This window comes from Rhizobium sp. KNZ14-9A, from assembly GCF_056755015.1.
Genome location: NZ_JBPGXB010000002.1, coordinates 1,693,941 through 1,710,986 on the forward strand (window position 1 = coordinate 1,693,941; position 17,046 = coordinate 1,710,986).

Here is a 17,046-nt window from a genome sequence, read left to right on the forward strand (position 1 = left end):
CCGATGTTACAGGGCATTGCGCGCGCGGAAATGGCGCTGCAGGAAAGCCTGGGCCTTGAGGAAGCTCCACGTTTTGGCGGAGCCGGGCATGAAATCCTCGTTGTTCAGGATGTCACTCAGCGGTGATGCGAAGAGTTCGGCTGCCTCGTTACGGTCGGGCGCATGGCGGGCGCCGTCGAGGATTTCGGCGGCGGTAGAGCGGCTTGATGCCATCAGGAAAAGCTCCGGATGGCAGTAGACCGGATCGTAGGCGAAACCGATGGCGAAGGCTGAGGAGCGCGCGATATCGGTAACGGCAACCTCCTCGGCAAGCTCACGGGCCGCCTCGTCGAAGAGATCGATCTCTTCACCTTTCGCTGGCTCCGCGTAGCCGCCGATCAGATAGAGAGCGCCGGGATTTTGCTCGGCAGTGAGGCTTCGCCTGGTGACGATCACCTGCTGGTCTGCGGTGACAAGAACGACGGAAAGCCCGAGCGGGTCGGCGCGCTCGGCCTGCGGGTGCTCCTCGGCAAAGCCGGCATGGCGGGTCGCCACATAGGCGGAAAAGCATGTGCTCTGCGCCGTGATGGTCAGCCTGTTGTCTTCGATGCGCTGCGCGGCCATGCGCAAAAGCTGTCCGTCGAAGGCGGCGGGGTGTCTGGCGAGGAAGCGATCCCAGCCAGCCTTCCGCAGCGCCTCGACCGGATCGGAGAGGTGGAAGCTTCCGGCAAGGCGGCAATGGATATGATCGACTGGTATCGTGAATGCCTGGTCGGCAAATGTCATGTGCGCAATATCTTTCTCAGCAATTCGATGGCCTCTGTCACGGATGGTCCCTTTATCGGCGGCGGATCGGCCCGCTCGCAGAATTCCCGCCAGACGAAGAAGGTCAGCTCTGCGCCATCAGTCGGGGTTTCGCCGGGACCATAGGCGAAGGTCTGGAGCAGGCGGTAACGCTCATCCTGCCAGAAGAGATCTTCCACCCAGTCGTAGATCGGGATGATGTGGAAATGGATAGGGTAACCCGGCGCGTGGCCATAGCGGCCGATGTAGACGCGTTTTGCGCCGAGCACCGTGCCAAGGGCCGTCTGCGCCCCTGCCAGTAATGGGCCGAGTTCGGCGAGGGCTTCGGGCGAGAGTTCCGAGAGTTCGTTGGTAAAGCTTCGCGAACTGACCATGAGATAGCCGGGCAGGGCGGAATTGATGCGATGGTTCACCAGCCAGCCTGATGTTTCGGATACATAAAACTGTTCGGGAATTTCCAAGGACTGTTTCTCCATCGCGTGGGGCCTGCGTGGATTCGCACTGTGGCCGACGATGACAAGCTTCGGCAAGGCAAGGGGAAGTGACTTTCGCCTGTTGTCGAGGCAGATTGGGGACGCATCGAAGGGAAATGTTTTTGACTGATATTGCATGCGCCATCTTCTGGCGGGAAGGCCGGGTTCTGCTGGTCCGGCGAGCAAGGCACAAAGAGCGCTTTCCGGATTGCTGGGATCTGGTCGGCGGCCATGTTGAAACCGGCGAAAGCCCCGAGGCGGCAATGGTGCGCGAGGCAAAAGAGGAGGTCGGCCTGACCCCGTTGCGGTTCCGAAAGGTCGCCGAGCACCTCGAACAAGCTACCGCCTACCATCTCTTTCTGGTGAGCGAATGGCAGGGCGAAGAGCCTGTATTGCTTGGTGATGAACATACGGCGATGCAATGGGTCACGCCTGGTGAGGCCGAGGTCCTTCACGATATGGGGCACCCGCAATGGTGTTCGATCTTCCGCGAGCTTCACGCACAGTCTCTGGCTTGCAACATGGGTCGATAGCCGAGGCCGTCGTTCAGGCACGGCAACACATATAAATAAAACTATATTTAAAATGCGAGCCGGATGCCCTAATGGACCCGGCCCGCATTCGCTTACAAACTCGTTGCCAAGTTCCAGTTGTAGACACAGCGATCAAGGCCGATGGCGATTTCGAGGACGAGAACGTCGTGCTCGACGGCCGGACCCTTTTTCGGCTGCGTCCTGTAGCGTTCGGGAAAATCCGTGCGGCGGGAGATCGAGCAGACTTCCATCCACTTGTCGCCGTTATCCACTTCCACATCGACTGTCGTCTGCGAGTAGGCAGGCAAGCGGTCGGAGGGCACGATGCGGGTCGGCAGTGGAATGAGCGAGGCAATCATGCGGCGCACGGGCTCCAGCGAAGCGGCGTGGTAATCGTTGCCGCTATCGGCGGTGTAGGCGCATTGGAATTCCAGCTGCCAGAATTCCTTCAGGCGCATGTGCTTGGTCGGCTGCTCCTGCTCGCGCCGGTAGGATCGACCTGCCTGCCAGACGCAGAGAGGCAGACGCGTTCTGGAATGATTGCCGAGAATGTGCTGCATGTAGACGTAGCTAGAGGGCGTCGTTTCCGGCCGCAGTACGAGCGGTGGATCGGTTTCGGAAAGCTGTTCCTGCACCCAGATATCGGCATTGCTATAGGCATCCGAGATGAGGGCGCGCGGCGTCAGCGCCGGCGCCTCGACCCGTCTGACATCCCAGGCCGGGTTAACTGACCGGAGGAAGGTTCGCACTTCCTCGGAGAAGAAGCGGACCATATGGTCGCGCATGTTGATTTCACGCTCCTCCCAGTGGACGAGCGAATTGACATTGAAAAGATTGAGCACGGTGCCTGTCTCCCTGGCAGCCCTAACAGAATGATGGGGGCTTTACGTCCAGCAGTTCGCCGGACGCCTGGGGCATCCGGACGTCACGACTGGACGCGGAGACCTCGTCCGCCAAAAGCGCGCAGAACGGCAACCTGCAGGCAGGTGCGGTCAAGACGGGAGAGGGGCGCGCTGTTGGAACTCATGGTAAGCTTCGTACTTGCGGGGCGGGGGCTTGTCAAACCGGCTTTTCGCATTGCGGCACCCGGGCCATTTATGCATTCTGGCGGCATGAGCGATCTGGATCTGGACCATATTCTTAGAGAACTTGCTGCCCGTGAGCCGATCTTCCACAGGCGGGAATTCGGCACGTCGCGGGCCGATCTCGAGCGGATGACCGATAGCAATTTCTGGGAAATCGGTGCGAGCGGGAGAGTTTATCAGCGCAGTTATGCGATCGAAACATCGCTTGCGCGCTACGCGAACGGGCCAGAACCGCATGATTGGCCCTGCCGGGATTTTACCATCACGGTGCTGGCGGATGGGCTGTTCCTTCTGTCCTACATACTCGAAGAGCCGCAGCGCGTAACGCGCCATTCGACCATCTGGCGCCGGACAGACGAAGGCTGGAAGATCGTCTTCCATCAAGGCACGCCGGCGGGCTGAGCCGACGAGATGATGCTCTGCCTCTTCCAAAGCATCAGTTTTGCTGAAGCCTTTGATCAGCGCTTTGGATTTGACTGGCGGTTGTACCGACGTCACTCTCCCAGTTGCTTCGGGGAGAACGGAAATGAGCGAACATCATGCAGGCGGGTGCCTGTGCGGCGCGGTGCGGTTCGAAACGCGGGAGAATCCCGATGTCGTGGTCGGCTGCCATTGCTCGCAATGCCGGCGGCAGACGGGGCTTTATTATGCTTCGGCCGACGTGCCGGTTTCGGCGCTGACTATTACCGGCGAGGAAAACCTGCGCTGGTATCAGTCGAGCGATGAGGCCAGGCGCGGCTTCTGCTTGCAGTGCGGCTCGGCGCTGTTCTGGCAGAGGCTCGGCGGGCCGGCCATGTCCATCCTGGCCGGCGCTTTCGACGAGCCAAGCGGGCTCCACTTCGGCTATCATATCTTCTGTGCCGACAAGGCCGATTTCTATGAGATTCCCGATGGCGTTCCGCAATATGCAGTACGACCTTAAACCTTCACGAAGCGGTAGGCGCTGTCCTTGCGCTCGGCATAACCGACGCCGGGATAGGACCAGTGATAGCCGAGCAGCTTGATCTTTTCGGAGGCGGCGCGGTCGAGCAGCATGCGGCGGTTTTTCAGGGCGGTTTCGGGATCGGTGTCGAAGCCGAAATGCCAGGCGGGATGTTCGAAGAAGATCACGTCATTGGTGCTGGCGTCACCCGTGATGAGGAGATTGCCGTCGCCGGCAAGCTCGAAGGAAATGTGGCCCGGCGTATGGCCTGATGTTTCGATCACCTGCATTCCGGGCAGGATTTCCTGTCCCGGCTTGACGAGGGTGAGCCTGTCTTTGACCGCGAAGAGATCGCGTTGTGCGCCGCGGGCAAAATCGTGCAGCGCTGATGGCATATGGGTCTCATAGTCCTTGTCGGTCCAGAAATTCCATTCGGTCTCGCTGACGAAATAGTCGGCATTCGGATAGAGCAGCTTACCTTCGGCCACGGTCGTGGCACCCGAATGATCGGGATGGGCGTGAGTGAAGATCACCTTGGTGATGGCTTCCGGCTCGATGCCTGCTGCCTTCAGGTTGGCGGCGAGTTTGCCGGCACTAGCCTGGAAGTGGCTGCCGGAGCCGTTATCGATGAGGATCAGGTCGCTGCCGTGGCGGATGAGCGGGATATTGGCCTGAACCGGCGCGCCGGCCGCATCTCCGCCGAGCCGCGCCAGGATCGGTCGGCGCTCTTCCGGCGTCGCATCGGGAAGCAGGACTTCGGCGGGCAGAGTGATGAAGCCGTCGCTGATGACAGTGATATCGAAGGCGCCGTGCGTAAAGCGATGAAACTGCGCCGCATAGGTGCCGCGCGTCAGGGCAAGGGCCGCCGCGCCCGAGAGGGCGCCGGCCAGAAGCTGACGGCGCGTGGCCGATAGGCCGAGATTGTCCGGATTGTTCATCTGCTCGTCTCCTCTGAGATATCACCATGAGGAGACAATAGCAGCACGGCGATAGGATTTCGCCTATAAAATTCAACATTATCAATGATTTACATTGCTTTTCAGTTCTTTACGGCCGATGCCAGGACACTATACCGGACAACCATTCCCTGACGACGGTGACGACCGCATATCAGGATTAAAAAGGCGCGCCGCAAGGGCGCGCCTTCGCATGTCTTCGAGAGAAAAACTTAAGCCTTGATGAAGGCCAGCAGGTCCGGGTTGATGACTTCAGGATGCGTGGTGCACATGCCGTGCGGGAAGCCGGGATAAGTCTTCAGCGTGCCGTTCTTCAGCAGCTTGGCCGACAGCGGCGCCGAATCGGCATAGGGGACGATCTGGTCGTCATCGCCGTGCATGACGAGAACGGGCACGGTGATCTTCTGCAGATCTTCGGTGAAGTCGGTTTCGGAGAAGGCCTTGATGCAATCGTAGTGCGCCTTGGCGCCGCCCATCATGCCCTGACGCCACCAGTTTTCGATCACGCCCTGGCTGACTTTGGCGCCCGGACGGTTGAAGCCATAGAAGGGGCCGGTCGGGATATCGAGGAAGAACTGGGCGCGGTTGGCGACGAGGGCTGCGCGGAAACCATCGAAGACTTCGAGCGGCAGGCCGCCGGGGTTCTTGTCCGACTTGACCATGATGGGCGGCACGGCGCCGATGATCACGGCCTTGGCGACACGACCTTCCTTGGCACGGGCGACATAGTGGACGACTTCGCCGCCGCCGGTCGAGTGGCCGATATGGACGGCATTCTTGAGATCGAGGTGATCGGTCAGTGCGGCAACGTCGGCCGCATAGGTATCCATCTCGTTGCCTTCGAAGGTCTGGGTCGAGCGGCCGTGGCCACGGCGGTCATGGGCGATGACGCGGAAACCCTTTTCGAGGAAGAACATCATCTGCGCGTCCCAGTCGTCGGCGCTGAGCGGCCAGCCGTGATGGAAGACGATCGGCTGGGCATCCTTCGAACCCCAATCCTTGTAGAAGATTTCAGTTCCGTCCTTGGTCTTGATGAAAGGCATGGTCTGGCTCCAATTTTCTGGTGATGTTGGACTGGTTGCGGCAAGCGCGGCTTTCGGCAGGGCGATGGCCGCAATGGCGGCGCCTCCTGCCAGAAGAACGTCCCGCCGTGTGGCATCCGCCGTCAGTGCAATGCTGCGTTCACTCATGATCGCCTCCGTGTGGCATGGTTGCCTCCTTGCGGGCTTCTCCGCGCCTCTTCGACGAGAACAAGCTGACTCACTTCCGGCAGCGATACGAGTTAACCGTCGTAAATTGATGCAAAGCAAAAATGACGGCAATGCGCCATTAGACGTATTACCTCATGAAGACAGTATGTTATCCGCAAGCTTTTTATTCTCGAAGCTGCCGGCGCTAGCGGGATTACCGCCTTCAGAAGATCAGCAAACTGGATTGCCCGAAGCGATCATTGCAGATTGCGCCAGATGACCGGCCGGTTCTCGTTGAAAGATCTGGCCTCCTTCTTCCAATGATTGAAGTGTCCGCGCTCTTGCAGCCTGGTTGCCGCGTCCCGACCGACCATCTTCGCAACCGCCGTCTCGTCCCCCATGTGGTTCAGCACCTCTAGGACCATATCGAGCAGGCCGACATAGTCGCTGGTGCCATAGGCTGAACAGAGCAGCTTCAGTCGGCTGCTGCCATTGGCAAGGTCGCGGGCCGAGGGTTCGGCTAGGTCTTCGGAGGAAAAAGAAAGCGGTGCGAACCAATAGGCGAGGTAAGCGAGGTCTCGCAGATGCGGCCCCGGACCTGCGAGGTCGAAATCGATGATCGCGACCGGGAGGCCATCCCGAAAGATCATGTTGTAGGGCGCAAAATCATTGTGACAAATCACGTCATTGCGTTCGGCAAGAGGGTAGGTATAGGCCCAATTGCCGTCGGGGACGAAGTCCAGGCTTCGGGTCGCATCGTGCAGCTTCCGTAACATTGTGGCGGATTCGGTGAGGGCAGCGGTATTCTCCCAGAGCGTCTCCGGGATCATCGCCGTGCCTGCCATGTAAGAGAGGATTTCTCTTCCGCTGTCATCGATACCTAGGAAACGAGGCGCATAGGCCAAACCCCACCGTTCCAGTTGCTTCAGCAGCCTGTGCACGTTCCCGCTATTCGGGCTCATTGAACGGCGTACCGTATCGGCGACCCTGACGACGCCGGCATTGATATTACCACCTGCGAGTGGCGTTTCGTCATCTGATGTCGGCATCCTTGCTCCCCCAGAGCCATGATCGCACTTGCAACCAGATAGCGGAAATAGACAGGGTTGCCCACGAACAGTTCGGCAGTCTGCTTAGGAGGGGCTGGCGTCGGCGATCCGCCGCTTGTCGAAGCCACGGAAACTGCTGTGCGCCAGTGGCGCGAGCGTGGCGGCGAGATAGGCTAAGCCTGTCAGAAGCAATGCGGTTGAAAGGCCCCAGGCATCCACCAATGCGCCGCCGACAAGCCCGCCGAAGGGGAGGAGCGCCCAGCAGAGCGCGGCATTCAGCGATGTGACGCGGCCTATCAAAGGCTTCGGCGTGCGCTCGAAGAGCACGGCCGAGAGGATGGGATTGAGGAAGCCCGAGGCAAAGCCGCCAATGGCGAGCGTCGTAAAAATGATCGCAGGCGGCGTTTCCACCGCAAAGACCAGAAAGCGCGGAAAGCCGGTCAGCAGGAAGGCGACCGTGTAAACGGCAAGGCGCGGCAGGCGCTCGCCGATCATGGCGGCAATCACGGCGCCGATAATCGAGGCGCCGGAGAAAACGGCAAACATGGTTCCGAGCAGGGCCGGGCCATGGCCCGAGGTCTGCGTCCAGACCGGCAACAAGACGGCGCCGAGGGCCTGATCGAGCAAATTGGTGGTTGCCACCATCAGCACGATTGCGACCAGCACCGCATCGCGGCGCAGGAAGCGCCAGCCTTCCGCGAGTTCACGGCCATAGGCGGCGATCCCGGTTGCTTCGGGCTTCGGAGCGCGCCGCAATTGGGGGATGCCGGCTGCGACGATCACGGCGGCAGCGGCGAAGGTGAGGGCGTTGACGGCTAGCGCCTGGCTTGCTCCGACAAGGGCGATCAGCGCGCCGGCGCCAGCCGCGCCTGCAGCGGATGCCAGGCGCTCGATGGCGCCAGCGACTCCGGTCACGCGTTCCAGCGGCACGGAGGCGAGTTCCGCAATGTCGGGGACCATGGATTGCTTGGCGGCATCCGAGGGGCCGCGCAGAACGCCCATGGCGAAGACGATCGGCAGCAGGATCGGCATGGTGAGCAGGTCGAGAAGATGCAGCACGGGCACGAGGCCGACGGCGATCACCGAGGCGCTGTCGCAGATGACAGCGATGCGCTTCGGGCCGACGCGGTCGATCAGGGGGCCGCCGAGCGCCTTGGCGACGACATAGGGCAGCATCTCCATCATGGCGACGAGGCCGGTCAGCACGGGGCTGCCGGTCGTGCTCAGCACCAGCCAGGGGACGGCGACGCTGGAGAGCCGCGTGCCTGAAATGGAAAGCGTTTCGGCGACCGCGAGCGCGATGAAGGGACTGCGGTGGCTCATGGCTCGCTCTCTTCCTCGCCATGCGGCAGGCGGCCCGGATAGGGAAAGGCGTGCAGCATGACAGTGAAAGGCACCGTGCCTGATGGCAGTGGCTCGCCGAGGGGCGGGGCCTCGCACATCGCTTCCATGAGGAGGTCGTTCAGCCGCTTCGTCAGGGCTTCGGCCTTTTCAGAAGTCAGCGGAATGATGATGTCGCTTGCGGTGCTGGCCTTCCGCCATGCGAGCGGCAGCTCGGCATATTCCTCGACTGCCTTCTGCATCTGATCGACCTGCAGGGAGAGGATCGCCTGCGTGAAGGCGACGTCCATATCGAAAGCCTCGCCTTCGGTTTCCGCCGGCGGCACCGAGGTGATCTCGTGGCATGCCCTCCACCAGCGGTCACGACGGGATGGCCCCGGCGCATCCTCGATGAAACCATACTGGGCAAGCTGGCGCAGGTGATAGCTCGTCGCGCCGCTGTTGAGCCCGAGCCGTGTCGCGAGCTGCGTTGCTGTTGCGGGACCATCGATGCGGAGCATGCCGAGCATGCGCAGGCGCACCGGATGGGCGAGCGCCTTCAGCGCCGTGACGTCGGGGACGACCCGGCTGACGTCGCGGGATGTAGATGACGCTGGTGTAGGAACGGGTGTTTTCATGGCGGCAGCTTAGTATCGCAAATGAATCTTTGCAAAGATTTCTTTGCAGATGTGACAGTAGACCGTCAACCCGCCGACGTCACTGTCTTGCGGCCTTCCAGCACGACCTTGAGAAGTGCATGGGCTGACAGCAGCGGGGACGCTTCGCAGTCGCCGAGGATCAGCAGGCCGGCGGCGGCACCTTCGGGTGTTATGTCCAGACGCCGGCCGGGAATGACGGCGACCGGTTTGCCCGATGTCAGAAAGGCGCGGATCGTGGCTGCGACGCCCTCGGCGGACCAGAGCGGGCCGGAAAGACCGATGCAGAAGGCGGCGTCGAAATCCTCTGTCACGATCTGGTCGAGGCGCAGAGTATCGGCGAGATCGTCGCGTGCGGCGCGGTCGGTGAGGAAACGTCCGACAGTAGGCTCCTTATGGACGCTCTGACGCAACTCGCTTGTCAGATCGGGGAAGCCGCCTGATGGTGTCGCGAGGACGATTTCTGCCGGTGCATCCCTGAAAAGGTAATAGGCGGGTGCGAGGCGGGCGATCCTGACCTCGCTGTTATCTCCATCCGCAGCGAGAATGATCAGAAAACGGATGGGTATTTGGACGTCCATGGGCATGCTCCTCTTGGGGAGCAATGATGCACGGACAACGAGAAGCGGACGAGTTGATCGTTGTAAATCGGTGTAAACGGGTTTAGCCGGCCGCGCCCGAAAGCTGCGCCGGTTCATGGCCGAGGGCTTCGAGATCGACGTTGATGCGGCGTTCCCAGCCGATCGCGCCATCCTGCCTTGCAGCGACGCGTGCCGCCTCGAGGATGGCTGAAGCGGCGTCCAGCCCTTCCGGGCTCTGCCCCTTTGCGGTGACCATTGCCTTCACCCGCAGGAGTTCGGGCAGGCACCAGCGTTCGCCCGAGACATCGCCATGCTCCAAGGCGCTATCGATCACCGCATGGGCTTCCGCATGTTGACCGAGGCCGGACAGGGCCTGCGCCTCGATGGACTGGAAGTAAGTGCGGAAAAGGTTGAAGCCGGCAAGATCGAGGATGTCCATTGCCGGGCGCAGCTTTGCGAGGCAGAGCCGGTATTCGCCGTCCCGCAGACGTAGCTCCGCCTCGAAGCCGTCGGCATAGGTGTGCCAAACGTCGAGCGACAGGGCCTTGGTATGGTCACGCAGAAGCCGGATCGCGGCAGCCGCTTCGCCGTCGTTGCCGGAGAGAAGCGCCAGCGGGCAGACGGCTTCGGCGAGAAGATTGCTGATCGAATGGTTATGGCCGATATCGCGGGCGTAGCGCATTGTCTCTTCGACCTCCTTCAGCGCGGCCTTCTCGTCGCCCAATATCCAGAGGCAGCGGGCGATGATGATACGCGCCGTCACGCGCTGGTCGAACTGAAAGCGGACGGAATGGCGGGCCTGCGGCACATGCTCGTAGTCGGCAAGCATCGCCAAAAGCTCCTGGCGGGCCTCGCCGTGGCGGCCGAGCCAGTGGAGCGTAGCAGCCTTCATGCGCCTGCCGATGACGACATCGGTCGGATCGGCGGAGGACGGAGCAAGGGCTGCGAAGCGTTCCGCCAGCTCCAGTCCCTGGCGAGGCTCGGCGCGGTTCAGCACATCGACCCAAAGCGCCCAAATGGCGCGAAGTTGATGATCGACATCGCCGAGTTCCTCGGCGATCCGCCAGGCCGTCGTCCAGGCGGCAACGCCGTCTTCGGGTGCATTGGTGGCACGAAGCTGCGGCCAGCCGAGCGCGGCATAGAGTTTCATGCGGCTTTTCTCGTCAAGGCCGGGGCGGGCATCGAGGAAGGTTATTGCATGGGTGAGGGCCGCCAGGCACTCGTCAAGCAATGACAGGCGAAAGAAAAGCGGCAGGGCGGCGACCGTCAGGCGTACGCCGAGCAGCGCATCGCCGCCTGATGGACCGAAGGCCCAGTCCAGGGCTGCGCGCAGGCCCGGCACCTGCTGGGCGAAATCGTCAGGCCATTCCTCCGGTGAGGCGGCATAGAGATCCTGTTCGGCGCTTTCGAGCGCGCTAGAGAGACAGGCGGAGAAGCGGGCCATGACATCGGGCAGTTCGCCCGAGGCCGCAAGCTTTTCGCCGGCATAGAGGCGGGTCGTATCGAGCAGGCGGTAGAGCGTTTCGTCGGTCGCGGTCTCGACCACGACCAGCGATTTGGCGACGAGGGCGGCCAGCAAATCCCCGGGTTCGGTGCCGGAGAGGACCGCGGCTGCGGCCCCGCTGCTGAAGCGGCCGCGGAAGACGGAGAGTTCGCGCAGCGCCTGCTGCTCCTCCGGCGACAGGATGAGGTAGCTCCAGTCGAGCGTGGCGCGCAGTGTCTGGTGGCGGGGCAGCGCCGTGCGCCGGCCGCGCGTCAATACCCGGAAGCAGTCGGAGAGCGAGCGGGAGAGGGCGGCGATGCCCATCGCCTCCAGCCGGCCAGCGGCAAGCTCGATTGCCAGCGCAATGCCATCGAGCCTCGTGCAGATATCGACGACATCGGCGGCGTCCCCGTCCGTCAGCTCGTAACCGCCGAGGCAGGCATCGGCGCGTTCGACGAAAAGCTGGACGGCGGGCGAGGCCAGGGCAGCCTCTGCTGTCACGGCAGACAAGGGCAGGTCGAGCGGCAGCAGACGGTGGACACGTTCGCCTTCAGCGCGCAGCGGCTCGCGGCTGGTGGCGAGGATATGCAGATCGGGCGCTTCCGCCAGCAGGTCTTCGGTGAGCTTGGCGATATCGCCCACCACATGCTCGCAGCTGTCGAGCACGAGCAGGACATTGCGCGGCTGCAAATGGGCGGCGATCTCCACTGCGATATCGTCGCTGCGCGAGAGGATGCCGAGTGCAGACGCCACGACCGTCGGCACGAGATTTCCGGTCGCGACTTCCGACAGGTCGATCCAGACGATCTCGCCATCGAAGCTGCCGCGCGCAATCACGGCGCGGGCAACGGTGGATTTGCCGATGCCGCCAGGGCCGGCGATGGTCACGAGACGGCCCTTGGTGAGCTGTCTGGTCACCGCCGCGATCGTCTGTTCGCGGCCGAAGATGCGGGCGGGCAGGCGTTCGGGCGGAATCTCGGGAGTGTCGGCCGAGCGACAGGCACTGCGCCATTGTTCCGGCGGTTGACGGGCGCGATGAAGGTATAGCCGCGGCCGGGCACGTTGGTGATGAATTGCGGTTCGCGCTTGATGTCGCCCAGCGCCTTGCGCAGGGCCGAGACGTGGACGCGCAGATTGGCCTCGTCCACGAACGTATCCGGCCAGACCTGCCTGACGATCTCCGCATTGGTCTTCAGCTCGCCCGGATGGTTGAGCAAAAACAGCAGGATATCGACGGCGCGGCTGCCGAGAGGCACGGCAGACCCTTCTCGCAACAGGCTGCGCCTGGCGGGCACTATCGAAAATGCACCGAACTGAAGCTCTTCTTCCAAGCATGCTCCCTGCGTGATGGCCGCAGGTTGGCTAAATGCCTGCTCCCTGTCAAATGAAACGCGGTGACAGGGCTGGAATTGCGACGAGATTTCAGACGTTTAAGGCCGTGCTATTTTAGCGGGCTCAAGCTTGCCCGCGCTCAGCAAGGATGGCGTTCAGGCGGGAGACATCCTCTCGCAGCGCAGTCAGTTCCGTCAGCACACGCATATCGATCTTCTGATGCAGCGACAGAACCTCAAGCTCGGCCTTCAGATTCACCTCATAATCCTTGGCGGCCTCGAAACGATCGCGTTCGGCCTGCCGGTTCTGCGACATCATGATGATCGGCGCCTGGATAGCCGCAAGCATGGAAAGGATGAGGTTCAGGAAGACGAAGGGATAGGGGTCGAAGGCGCGGGAAAAAAGGATGACCGTGTTGATGATGGTCCAGACGACGAGAAAGGCCAGAAATGCCAGAATGAAGGACCATGAGCCGCCGACACGGGCGATGCCATCGGCCAACCGCTCGCCGAAGGAGGATTTGGCGGCAATGGCGGCGTTGACGTCTGTGGAGATGATCTTGCGCTCATGTGCCTTGGCCAGCACGCGCTTTTCGATGTCACCCAGTTCTTCGGCCGGCTTGCCGAAATGCAGGTGGACGAAATTCGGAAGATTATACATGGCATTGTCCCGGGAGTGGATCGAATTGGCGCGCAGTATTCCGCCGTCGCCGCAAATTGCAATGCGTATCGGCGTCGCGCAAGACAAACAGAGGGATAGGCAGAGCGATGGGGCCACCCTTCATCAAATTTTCGCCGCAGATCGCTACGGCTTTTGAAGCGGCTTATTGCGGTGCACGAAGGGGCGGATTAAATGAATGACATGACACAGGAAAACGCTCTCTCCCAGACCTTCAACATCGCCATCGCCCAACTGAACCCCACGGTGGGCGATGTCGCCGGAAACCTTGCCAAGGTGCGTGAGGCGCGCGCCGATGCGGCGCGGCAGGGCGCGCATCTCTTGATGATGACCGAGCTTTTCATCTCCGGTTACCCACCGGAAGATCTGGTTCTGAAGCCGGCCTTCATCCGCGCTTGCTGGACGGCGGTCGAAAGCCTCGCGGCAGACACCGCCGATGGCGGACCGGGCATCGTCATCGGATTTCCGCGCCAGGACGAGACGGGCCGCTACAATTCCATCGCCGTGCTCGACGGCGGCAAGGTGATTGCGGTGCGCGACAAGATCGACCTGCCGAATTACGGCGAGTTCGATGAGAAGCGCGTCTTCGACCAGGGCGCGATGCCCGGACCCGTGAATTTCCGCGGCGTGCGCATCGGCGTTCCGATCTGCGAAGATATCTGGGGCGATCTGGGTGTATGCGAGACGCTCGCCGAAAGCGGCGCGGAAATCCTGCTCGTGCCAAATGGCTCGCCCTATTATCGCGGCAAGGTCGATATCCGCCATCAGGTGGTGCTGAAGCAGGTGATCGAGACAGGCCTGCCGATGGTCTATGCCGCCCAGCTCGGCGGCCAGGACGAACTCGTCTTCGACGGCGCAAGCTTTGCCTTCAATGCCGATAAGTCGCTCGCCTTCCAGCTCAGCCAGTTCGAAACGGCCCTTGCGGTGACGACCTGGAAGCGGACAGAAAACGGCTGGCGTTGCTCGGAAGGGCCGATGGCGCGCATACCCGAGAGCGAGGAGGCCGATTACCGCGCCTGCCTGCTCGGTTTCCGCGACTATGTGAACAAGAACGGCTTCAAGAATGTCGTGCTCGGTCTCTCGGGCGGCATCAATTCGGCGATCTGCGCGGCAATCGCCGTCGATGCGCTCGGCGAGGAACGGGTGCGCACGGTCATGCTGCCCTATCACTATACGTCCGAAGACTCGTTGAAGGATGCGGCCGATTGCGCCAAGGCGCTCGGCTGCCGCTACGATATCGTGCCGATCGAGGGACCCGTGACGGGCTTTTCCTCGGCGCTGTCGAGCCTCTTCGAGGGCACGAACAGCGGTATCACCGAGGAGAACCTGCAGAGCCGTGCACGCGGCACGATCCTGATGGCGATCTCCAACAAGTTCGGCTCGATGGTGGTCACCACGGGCAACAAGTCGGAAATGTCGGTCGGTTATGCGACGCTCTACGGGGACATGAACGGCGGCTTCAACCCGATCAAGGATCTCTACAAGATGCAGGTCTATGCGCTGGCCCGCTGGCGCAATGAGAATGTGCCGCCGGACGCGCTCGGCCCTTCAGGCGTGGTCATTCCGCAAAACATCATCGACAAGGCACCGTCCGCCGAGCTTCGTCCCGACCAGAAGGACCAGGATTCGCTGCCGCCCTATCCCGTGCTCGACGACATACTCGAATGCCTGGTCGAGCGGGAAATGGGGGTCGAGGAGATCGTGGCGCGCGGCCATGATGTCGAGACGGTCCACCGTATCGAGCATCTGCTCTACCTCGCCGAATACAAGCGCCGTCAGTCGGCGCCGGGCGTGAAGATCACGAAAAAGAATTTCGGCCGCGACCGGCGCTACCCGATCACCAACCGGTTCCGGGATCGATAGAAAACTCATCTGGGAGAGGACGAGATGCGCAGCTCTGTCGAAATCTACAACGTCAGGAGAGGCGAAAGCCGCGTCGTCTGGCAGACGGAGGCGCTGGTGGAGGCGCCGAATTTCTCAGGCGACGGCGCCTATCTGCTGATCAATGGCGACGGGCTGCTCTACCGCCTGCGGCTCGACGGCAGCGATCTCGTTGAGAAGGTCGATACCGGCTTTGCAGTCCACTGCAACAATGACCACGGCATTTCGCCCGATGGCGAGGAAATCGTCATTTCCGACAAGACCGAGTTCGGCAAGTCGGCGATCTACATCCTGCCGATCGAGGGCGGCAAGCCGCGGCTGATCACCAAGAACCTGCCGTCCTACTGGCATGGCTGGTCGCCCGACGGACGCGAACTTGCCTATTGCGGCATCCGCAACGACCTCTTCGATATCTACACGATCTCGGTCAAAGGCGGCGAGGAGAAGCGGCTGACGCATGGAGAAGGCCGCAATGATGGGCCGGACTGGTCGGCCGACGGGCAGTGGATCTATTTCAACTCCAGCCGCACCGGGCTGATGCAGATCTGGCGCATCCACCCCGATGGTACGGGTCTCCAGCAGGTGACATCAGACAATTACGGCAACTGGTTCGCCCATCCGTCACCCAACAACGACAAGGTGCTGATTCTCTCCTACGACCCCGATGTCTTCGACCATCCGCGTGATCTTAGTGTCAGGCTCAGGATGATGGACATGGACGGCGGCAACCTGACGGAGCTGTTCGAGCTCTTCGGCGGGCAGGGCACGATCAACGTGCCGAATTGGTCACCGGATGGCGAGGAATTCGCTTATGTTCGGTATTTTCCGGCGAAGGCCTGATCATCATCATTGAAGGATGACGCGGCGGGGTTTGCCCGCCGCGACTGATGCGGCCACTCAGGCTGCGACGGCTGCCTTGCGGCGGTCGCGGACGGCCTTGGCGAGATCCTCGAGCACCTCGACCGACGTATCCCAGCCGATGCAGCCGTCGGTGATGGACTGGCCGTAGACGAGCGGCTTTCCGGGGACGAGATCCTGGCGGCCGGCGACGAGGTTGCTCTCGATCATCATGCCCTTGATGTGGTGGTTGCCGGCAAGAATCTGGCCGGCGACATCATGGACGACCTTCGGCTGGTTCATCGGATCCTTGTTGCTGTTCGCGTGGCTGGCATCGATCAGCATGCGCGGGTCGACGCCGAGCTTGACGGCTTCGGCGATGACAGCCTGCACGTCAGCTGCCTCATAGTTCGGCCGTTTGCCGCCACGCAGGATGATGTGGCAGTCCTCGTTGCCGCGCGTGGAGGCAATCGCTGCCTGTCCATCCTTGGTGACCGCCGGGAAATGGTGCGGCTGGGAGGCCGCCATGATCGCGTCGAGCGCGATGCGCGCGCTGCCATCTGTGCCATTCTTGAAGCCGATCGGGCAGGAGAGACCCGAGGCGAGCTGGCGATGGATCTGGCTTTCGGTCGTGCGCGCGCCGATGGCGCCGTAGCTGACGAGATCGGCGATATATTGCGGCGTGATCGTATCGAGGAATTCGCAGCCGGCCGGCAGGCCCATGGCGTTGATGTCGAGCAGCAGGCGGCGCGCGAGGCGCAGGCCTTCCTCGATCCGGTAGCTGCCATCCAGATGCGGGTCGTTCATCAGGCCCTTCCAGCCGACGGTGGTGCGGGGCTTTTCGAAATAGACGCGCATGACGATTTCGAGATCGCCGGAAAGACGTCGTCGCTGCTCGACGAGACGGCCGGCATATTCGCGGGCAGCCGCCGGATCATGGATCGAACAGGGGCCGATGATGACCAGCTGGCGGTCGTCCTGACCGGTGAGGATATTGTGGATCGTGTCGCGCGTGCTGGTCACGGTCTTGGTAACAGCGGCGTCACGCGGAATTTCCGAGATGATATCGGCAGGTTTGGTCAGCGGGGTGATCTCGACGATGCGCAGATCATCAATAGTGTCAGTCACGGTATGCTCTCCTGTTGGTCATACCGTGGCGGAACAAAAAAGCCGCCAGGTTGACTAGCGGCTGTTCGGGTTGTCGTCGCGTTAGTTTCGGTTACGCACAGACCCGCATCCGCTGGAAGCAGCGGTACGAATAAAATCGCGATGCGTAAACGGACGAAA

The 17,046-nt window shown here is 61.8% G+C and carries 19 protein-coding genes; 6 read left to right on the forward strand and 13 right to left on the reverse strand.

Translation table 11 applies throughout. The features are described from left to right. Positions 1-6 precede the first annotated feature (6 nt). Together ACR9ZQ_RS14900 and ACR9ZQ_RS14905 are read right to left on the reverse strand one after the other, a co-directional pair. Positions 7-765: an NUDIX hydrolase gene (locus ACR9ZQ_RS14900; protein WP_310387654.1), complete on the reverse strand. Its 759-nt coding sequence runs from the start codon at positions 763-765 to the stop codon at positions 7-9. After that, positions 762-1,244, reverse strand: coding sequence for an HIT family protein (locus ACR9ZQ_RS14905; RefSeq protein WP_310387652.1), 483 nt, complete (start codon positions 1,242-1,244; stop codon positions 762-764). The genes ACR9ZQ_RS14900 and ACR9ZQ_RS14905 overlap by 4 nt, the downstream gene beginning before the upstream one ends. Before the next feature lie 128 nt (positions 1,245-1,372). Between ACR9ZQ_RS14905 and ACR9ZQ_RS14910 the strand changes: the two genes are divergently transcribed. After that, the gene (locus tag ACR9ZQ_RS14910) at positions 1,373-1,789 is read left to right on the forward strand and encodes an NUDIX hydrolase (RefSeq protein ID WP_310387650.1); all 417 of its coding nucleotides are present in this window, start codon (positions 1,373-1,375) and stop codon (positions 1,787-1,789) included. A gap of 92 nt (positions 1,790-1,881) precedes the next feature. On the opposite strand, the gene ACR9ZQ_RS14915 is transcribed toward ACR9ZQ_RS14910, so the two are convergent. Continuing rightward, positions 1,882-2,631 (reverse strand): aminoacyl--tRNA ligase-related protein, encoded by a 750-nt coding sequence (locus ACR9ZQ_RS14915; protein WP_310387648.1) that lies wholly within the window; start codon positions 2,629-2,631, stop codon positions 1,882-1,884. Positions 2,632-2,901: 270 nt separating this feature from the next. On the opposite strand from ACR9ZQ_RS14915, the gene ACR9ZQ_RS14920 reads away from it, so the two are divergent. Next, complete coding sequence (locus ACR9ZQ_RS14920; protein ID WP_310387646.1) at positions 2,902-3,276, forward strand: nuclear transport factor 2 family protein; 375 nt, start codon at positions 2,902-2,904, stop codon at positions 3,274-3,276. A gap of 124 nt (positions 3,277-3,400) precedes the next feature. Beyond that, positions 3,401-3,796 (forward strand): GFA family protein, encoded by a 396-nt coding sequence (locus ACR9ZQ_RS14925; RefSeq protein WP_310387644.1) that lies wholly within the window; start codon positions 3,401-3,403, stop codon positions 3,794-3,796. Here the strand turns inward: ACR9ZQ_RS14925 and ACR9ZQ_RS14930 are convergent. The 9 genes from ACR9ZQ_RS14930 to ACR9ZQ_RS14970 all read right to left on the reverse strand — a co-directional run bounded on the left by ACR9ZQ_RS14930 (position 3,793) and on the right by ACR9ZQ_RS14970 (position 13,023). Beyond that, a complete protein-coding gene (locus ACR9ZQ_RS14930) occupies positions 3,793-4,734 on the reverse strand; it encodes an MBL fold metallo-hydrolase (RefSeq protein ID WP_310387643.1) in 942 nt (313 codons plus the stop codon). The two genes, ACR9ZQ_RS14925 and ACR9ZQ_RS14930, sit on opposite strands and share 4 nt — an antisense overlap. Positions 4,735-4,964: 230 nt before the next feature. Continuing rightward, the gene (locus tag ACR9ZQ_RS14935; RefSeq protein WP_310388006.1) at positions 4,965-5,795 is read right to left on the reverse strand and encodes an alpha/beta fold hydrolase; all 831 of its coding nucleotides are present in this window, start codon (positions 5,793-5,795) and stop codon (positions 4,965-4,967) included. 404 nt (positions 5,796-6,199) lie between these two features. Further along, the gene (locus ACR9ZQ_RS14940) at positions 6,200-6,991 is read right to left on the reverse strand and encodes an aminoglycoside phosphotransferase family protein (protein ID WP_310387641.1); all 792 of its coding nucleotides are present in this window, start codon (positions 6,989-6,991) and stop codon (positions 6,200-6,202) included. Between the two features lie 84 nt (positions 6,992-7,075). Beyond that, entirely contained in the window at positions 7,076-8,314 is a 1,239-nt protein-coding gene (locus tag ACR9ZQ_RS14945) for an MFS transporter (protein ID WP_310387639.1), read from the reverse strand. Continuing rightward, positions 8,311-8,949, reverse strand: a complete 639-nt coding sequence (locus ACR9ZQ_RS14950; protein ID WP_310387637.1) for an ArsR/SmtB family transcription factor — start codon at positions 8,947-8,949, stop codon at positions 8,311-8,313. Before ACR9ZQ_RS14950 ends, ACR9ZQ_RS14945 begins: the two co-directional genes overlap by 4 nt. A 65-nt stretch (positions 8,950-9,014) precedes the next feature. Beyond that, complete coding sequence (locus tag ACR9ZQ_RS14955; protein WP_310387635.1) at positions 9,015-9,548, reverse strand: type 1 glutamine amidotransferase family protein; 534 nt, start codon at positions 9,546-9,548, stop codon at positions 9,015-9,017. A gap of 82 nt (positions 9,549-9,630) precedes the next feature. Continuing rightward, on the reverse strand, positions 9,631-11,949 hold the full coding sequence (locus ACR9ZQ_RS14960; protein WP_481428194.1) for an ATP-binding protein: 2,319 nt from the start codon (positions 11,947-11,949) through the stop codon (positions 9,631-9,633). Continuing rightward, positions 11,946-12,362 carry a winged helix-turn-helix domain-containing protein gene (locus tag ACR9ZQ_RS14965; RefSeq protein ID WP_481428195.1) on the reverse strand — a complete coding sequence of 139 codons (417 nt, stop codon included), beginning with the start codon at positions 12,360-12,362 and terminating at the stop codon, positions 11,946-11,948. The genes ACR9ZQ_RS14960 and ACR9ZQ_RS14965 overlap by 4 nt, the downstream gene beginning before the upstream one ends. Before the next feature lie 124 nt (positions 12,363-12,486). After that, positions 12,487-13,023, reverse strand: coding sequence for a DUF1003 domain-containing protein (locus ACR9ZQ_RS14970; protein ID WP_481428196.1), 537 nt, complete (start codon positions 13,021-13,023; stop codon positions 12,487-12,489). On the opposite strand from ACR9ZQ_RS14970, the gene ACR9ZQ_RS14975 reads away from it, so the two are divergent. Genes ACR9ZQ_RS14975 through ACR9ZQ_RS14985 form a run of 3 tightly spaced genes read left to right on the forward strand, consistent with a single transcriptional unit; the run spans position 13,022 to position 15,762 of the window. Further along, positions 13,022-13,180, forward strand: coding sequence for a hypothetical protein (locus ACR9ZQ_RS14975; protein WP_162748097.1), 159 nt, complete (start codon positions 13,022-13,024; stop codon positions 13,178-13,180). The genes ACR9ZQ_RS14970 and ACR9ZQ_RS14975 overlap by 2 nt on opposite strands. Before the next feature lie 44 nt (positions 13,181-13,224). Next, on the forward strand, positions 13,225-14,904 hold the full coding sequence (locus tag ACR9ZQ_RS14980; protein ID WP_481429325.1) for an NAD+ synthase: 1,680 nt from the start codon (positions 13,225-13,227) through the stop codon (positions 14,902-14,904). A 24-nt stretch (positions 14,905-14,928) separates the two neighbouring features. Then, the gene (locus tag ACR9ZQ_RS14985) at positions 14,929-15,762 is read left to right on the forward strand and encodes a TolB family protein (protein WP_310387628.1); all 834 of its coding nucleotides are present in this window, start codon (positions 14,929-14,931) and stop codon (positions 15,760-15,762) included. 57 nt (positions 15,763-15,819) lie between these two features. On the opposite strand, the gene ACR9ZQ_RS14990 is transcribed toward ACR9ZQ_RS14985, so the two are convergent. Beyond that, positions 15,820-16,887, reverse strand: a complete 1,068-nt coding sequence (locus ACR9ZQ_RS14990) for a 3-deoxy-7-phosphoheptulonate synthase (protein ID WP_310387626.1) — start codon at positions 16,885-16,887, stop codon at positions 15,820-15,822. Between the last annotated feature and the right edge of the window lie 159 nt (positions 16,888-17,046).

What these genes read in the sequence shown, in the direction of transcription:
- ACR9ZQ_RS14920 (WP_310387646.1), top strand. Translation starts at nt 2,902, where the DNA reads ATGAGCGATCTGGATCTGGACCATATTCTTAGAGAACTTGCTGCCCGT.
- ACR9ZQ_RS14945 (WP_310387639.1), bottom strand. Translation starts at nt 8,314, where the DNA reads ATGAGCCACCGCAGTCCCTTCATCGCGCTCGCGGTCGCCGAAACGCTT.
- ACR9ZQ_RS14900 (WP_310387654.1), bottom strand. Translation starts at nt 765, where the DNA reads ATGACATTTGCCGACCAGGCATTCACGATACCAGTCGATCATATCCAT.
- ACR9ZQ_RS14980 (WP_481429325.1), top strand. Translation starts at nt 13,225, where the DNA reads ATGACACAGGAAAACGCTCTCTCCCAGACCTTCAACATCGCCATCGCC.
- ACR9ZQ_RS14940 (WP_310387641.1), bottom strand. Translation starts at nt 6,991, where the DNA reads ATGCCGACATCAGATGACGAAACGCCACTCGCAGGTGGTAATATCAAT.
- ACR9ZQ_RS14935 (WP_310388006.1), bottom strand. Translation starts at nt 5,795, where the DNA reads ATGCCTTTCATCAAGACCAAGGACGGAACTGAAATCTTCTACAAGGAT.
- ACR9ZQ_RS14910 (WP_310387650.1), top strand. Translation starts at nt 1,373, where the DNA reads ATGTTTTTGACTGATATTGCATGCGCCATCTTCTGGCGGGAAGGCCGG.
- ACR9ZQ_RS14970 (WP_481428196.1), bottom strand. Translation starts at nt 13,023, where the DNA reads ATGTATAATCTTCCGAATTTCGTCCACCTGCATTTCGGCAAGCCGGCC.
- ACR9ZQ_RS14930 (WP_310387643.1), bottom strand. Translation starts at nt 4,734, where the DNA reads ATGAACAATCCGGACAATCTCGGCCTATCGGCCACGCGCCGTCAGCTT.
- ACR9ZQ_RS14925 (WP_310387644.1), top strand. Translation starts at nt 3,401, where the DNA reads ATGAGCGAACATCATGCAGGCGGGTGCCTGTGCGGCGCGGTGCGGTTC.
- ACR9ZQ_RS14950 (WP_310387637.1), bottom strand. Translation starts at nt 8,949, where the DNA reads ATGAAAACACCCGTTCCTACACCAGCGTCATCTACATCCCGCGACGTC.
- ACR9ZQ_RS14975 (WP_162748097.1), top strand. Translation starts at nt 13,022, where the DNA reads ATGGCATTGTCCCGGGAGTGGATCGAATTGGCGCGCAGTATTCCGCCG.
- ACR9ZQ_RS14955 (WP_310387635.1), bottom strand. Translation starts at nt 9,548, where the DNA reads ATGGACGTCCAAATACCCATCCGTTTTCTGATCATTCTCGCTGCGGAT.
- ACR9ZQ_RS14985 (WP_310387628.1), top strand. Translation starts at nt 14,929, where the DNA reads ATGCGCAGCTCTGTCGAAATCTACAACGTCAGGAGAGGCGAAAGCCGC.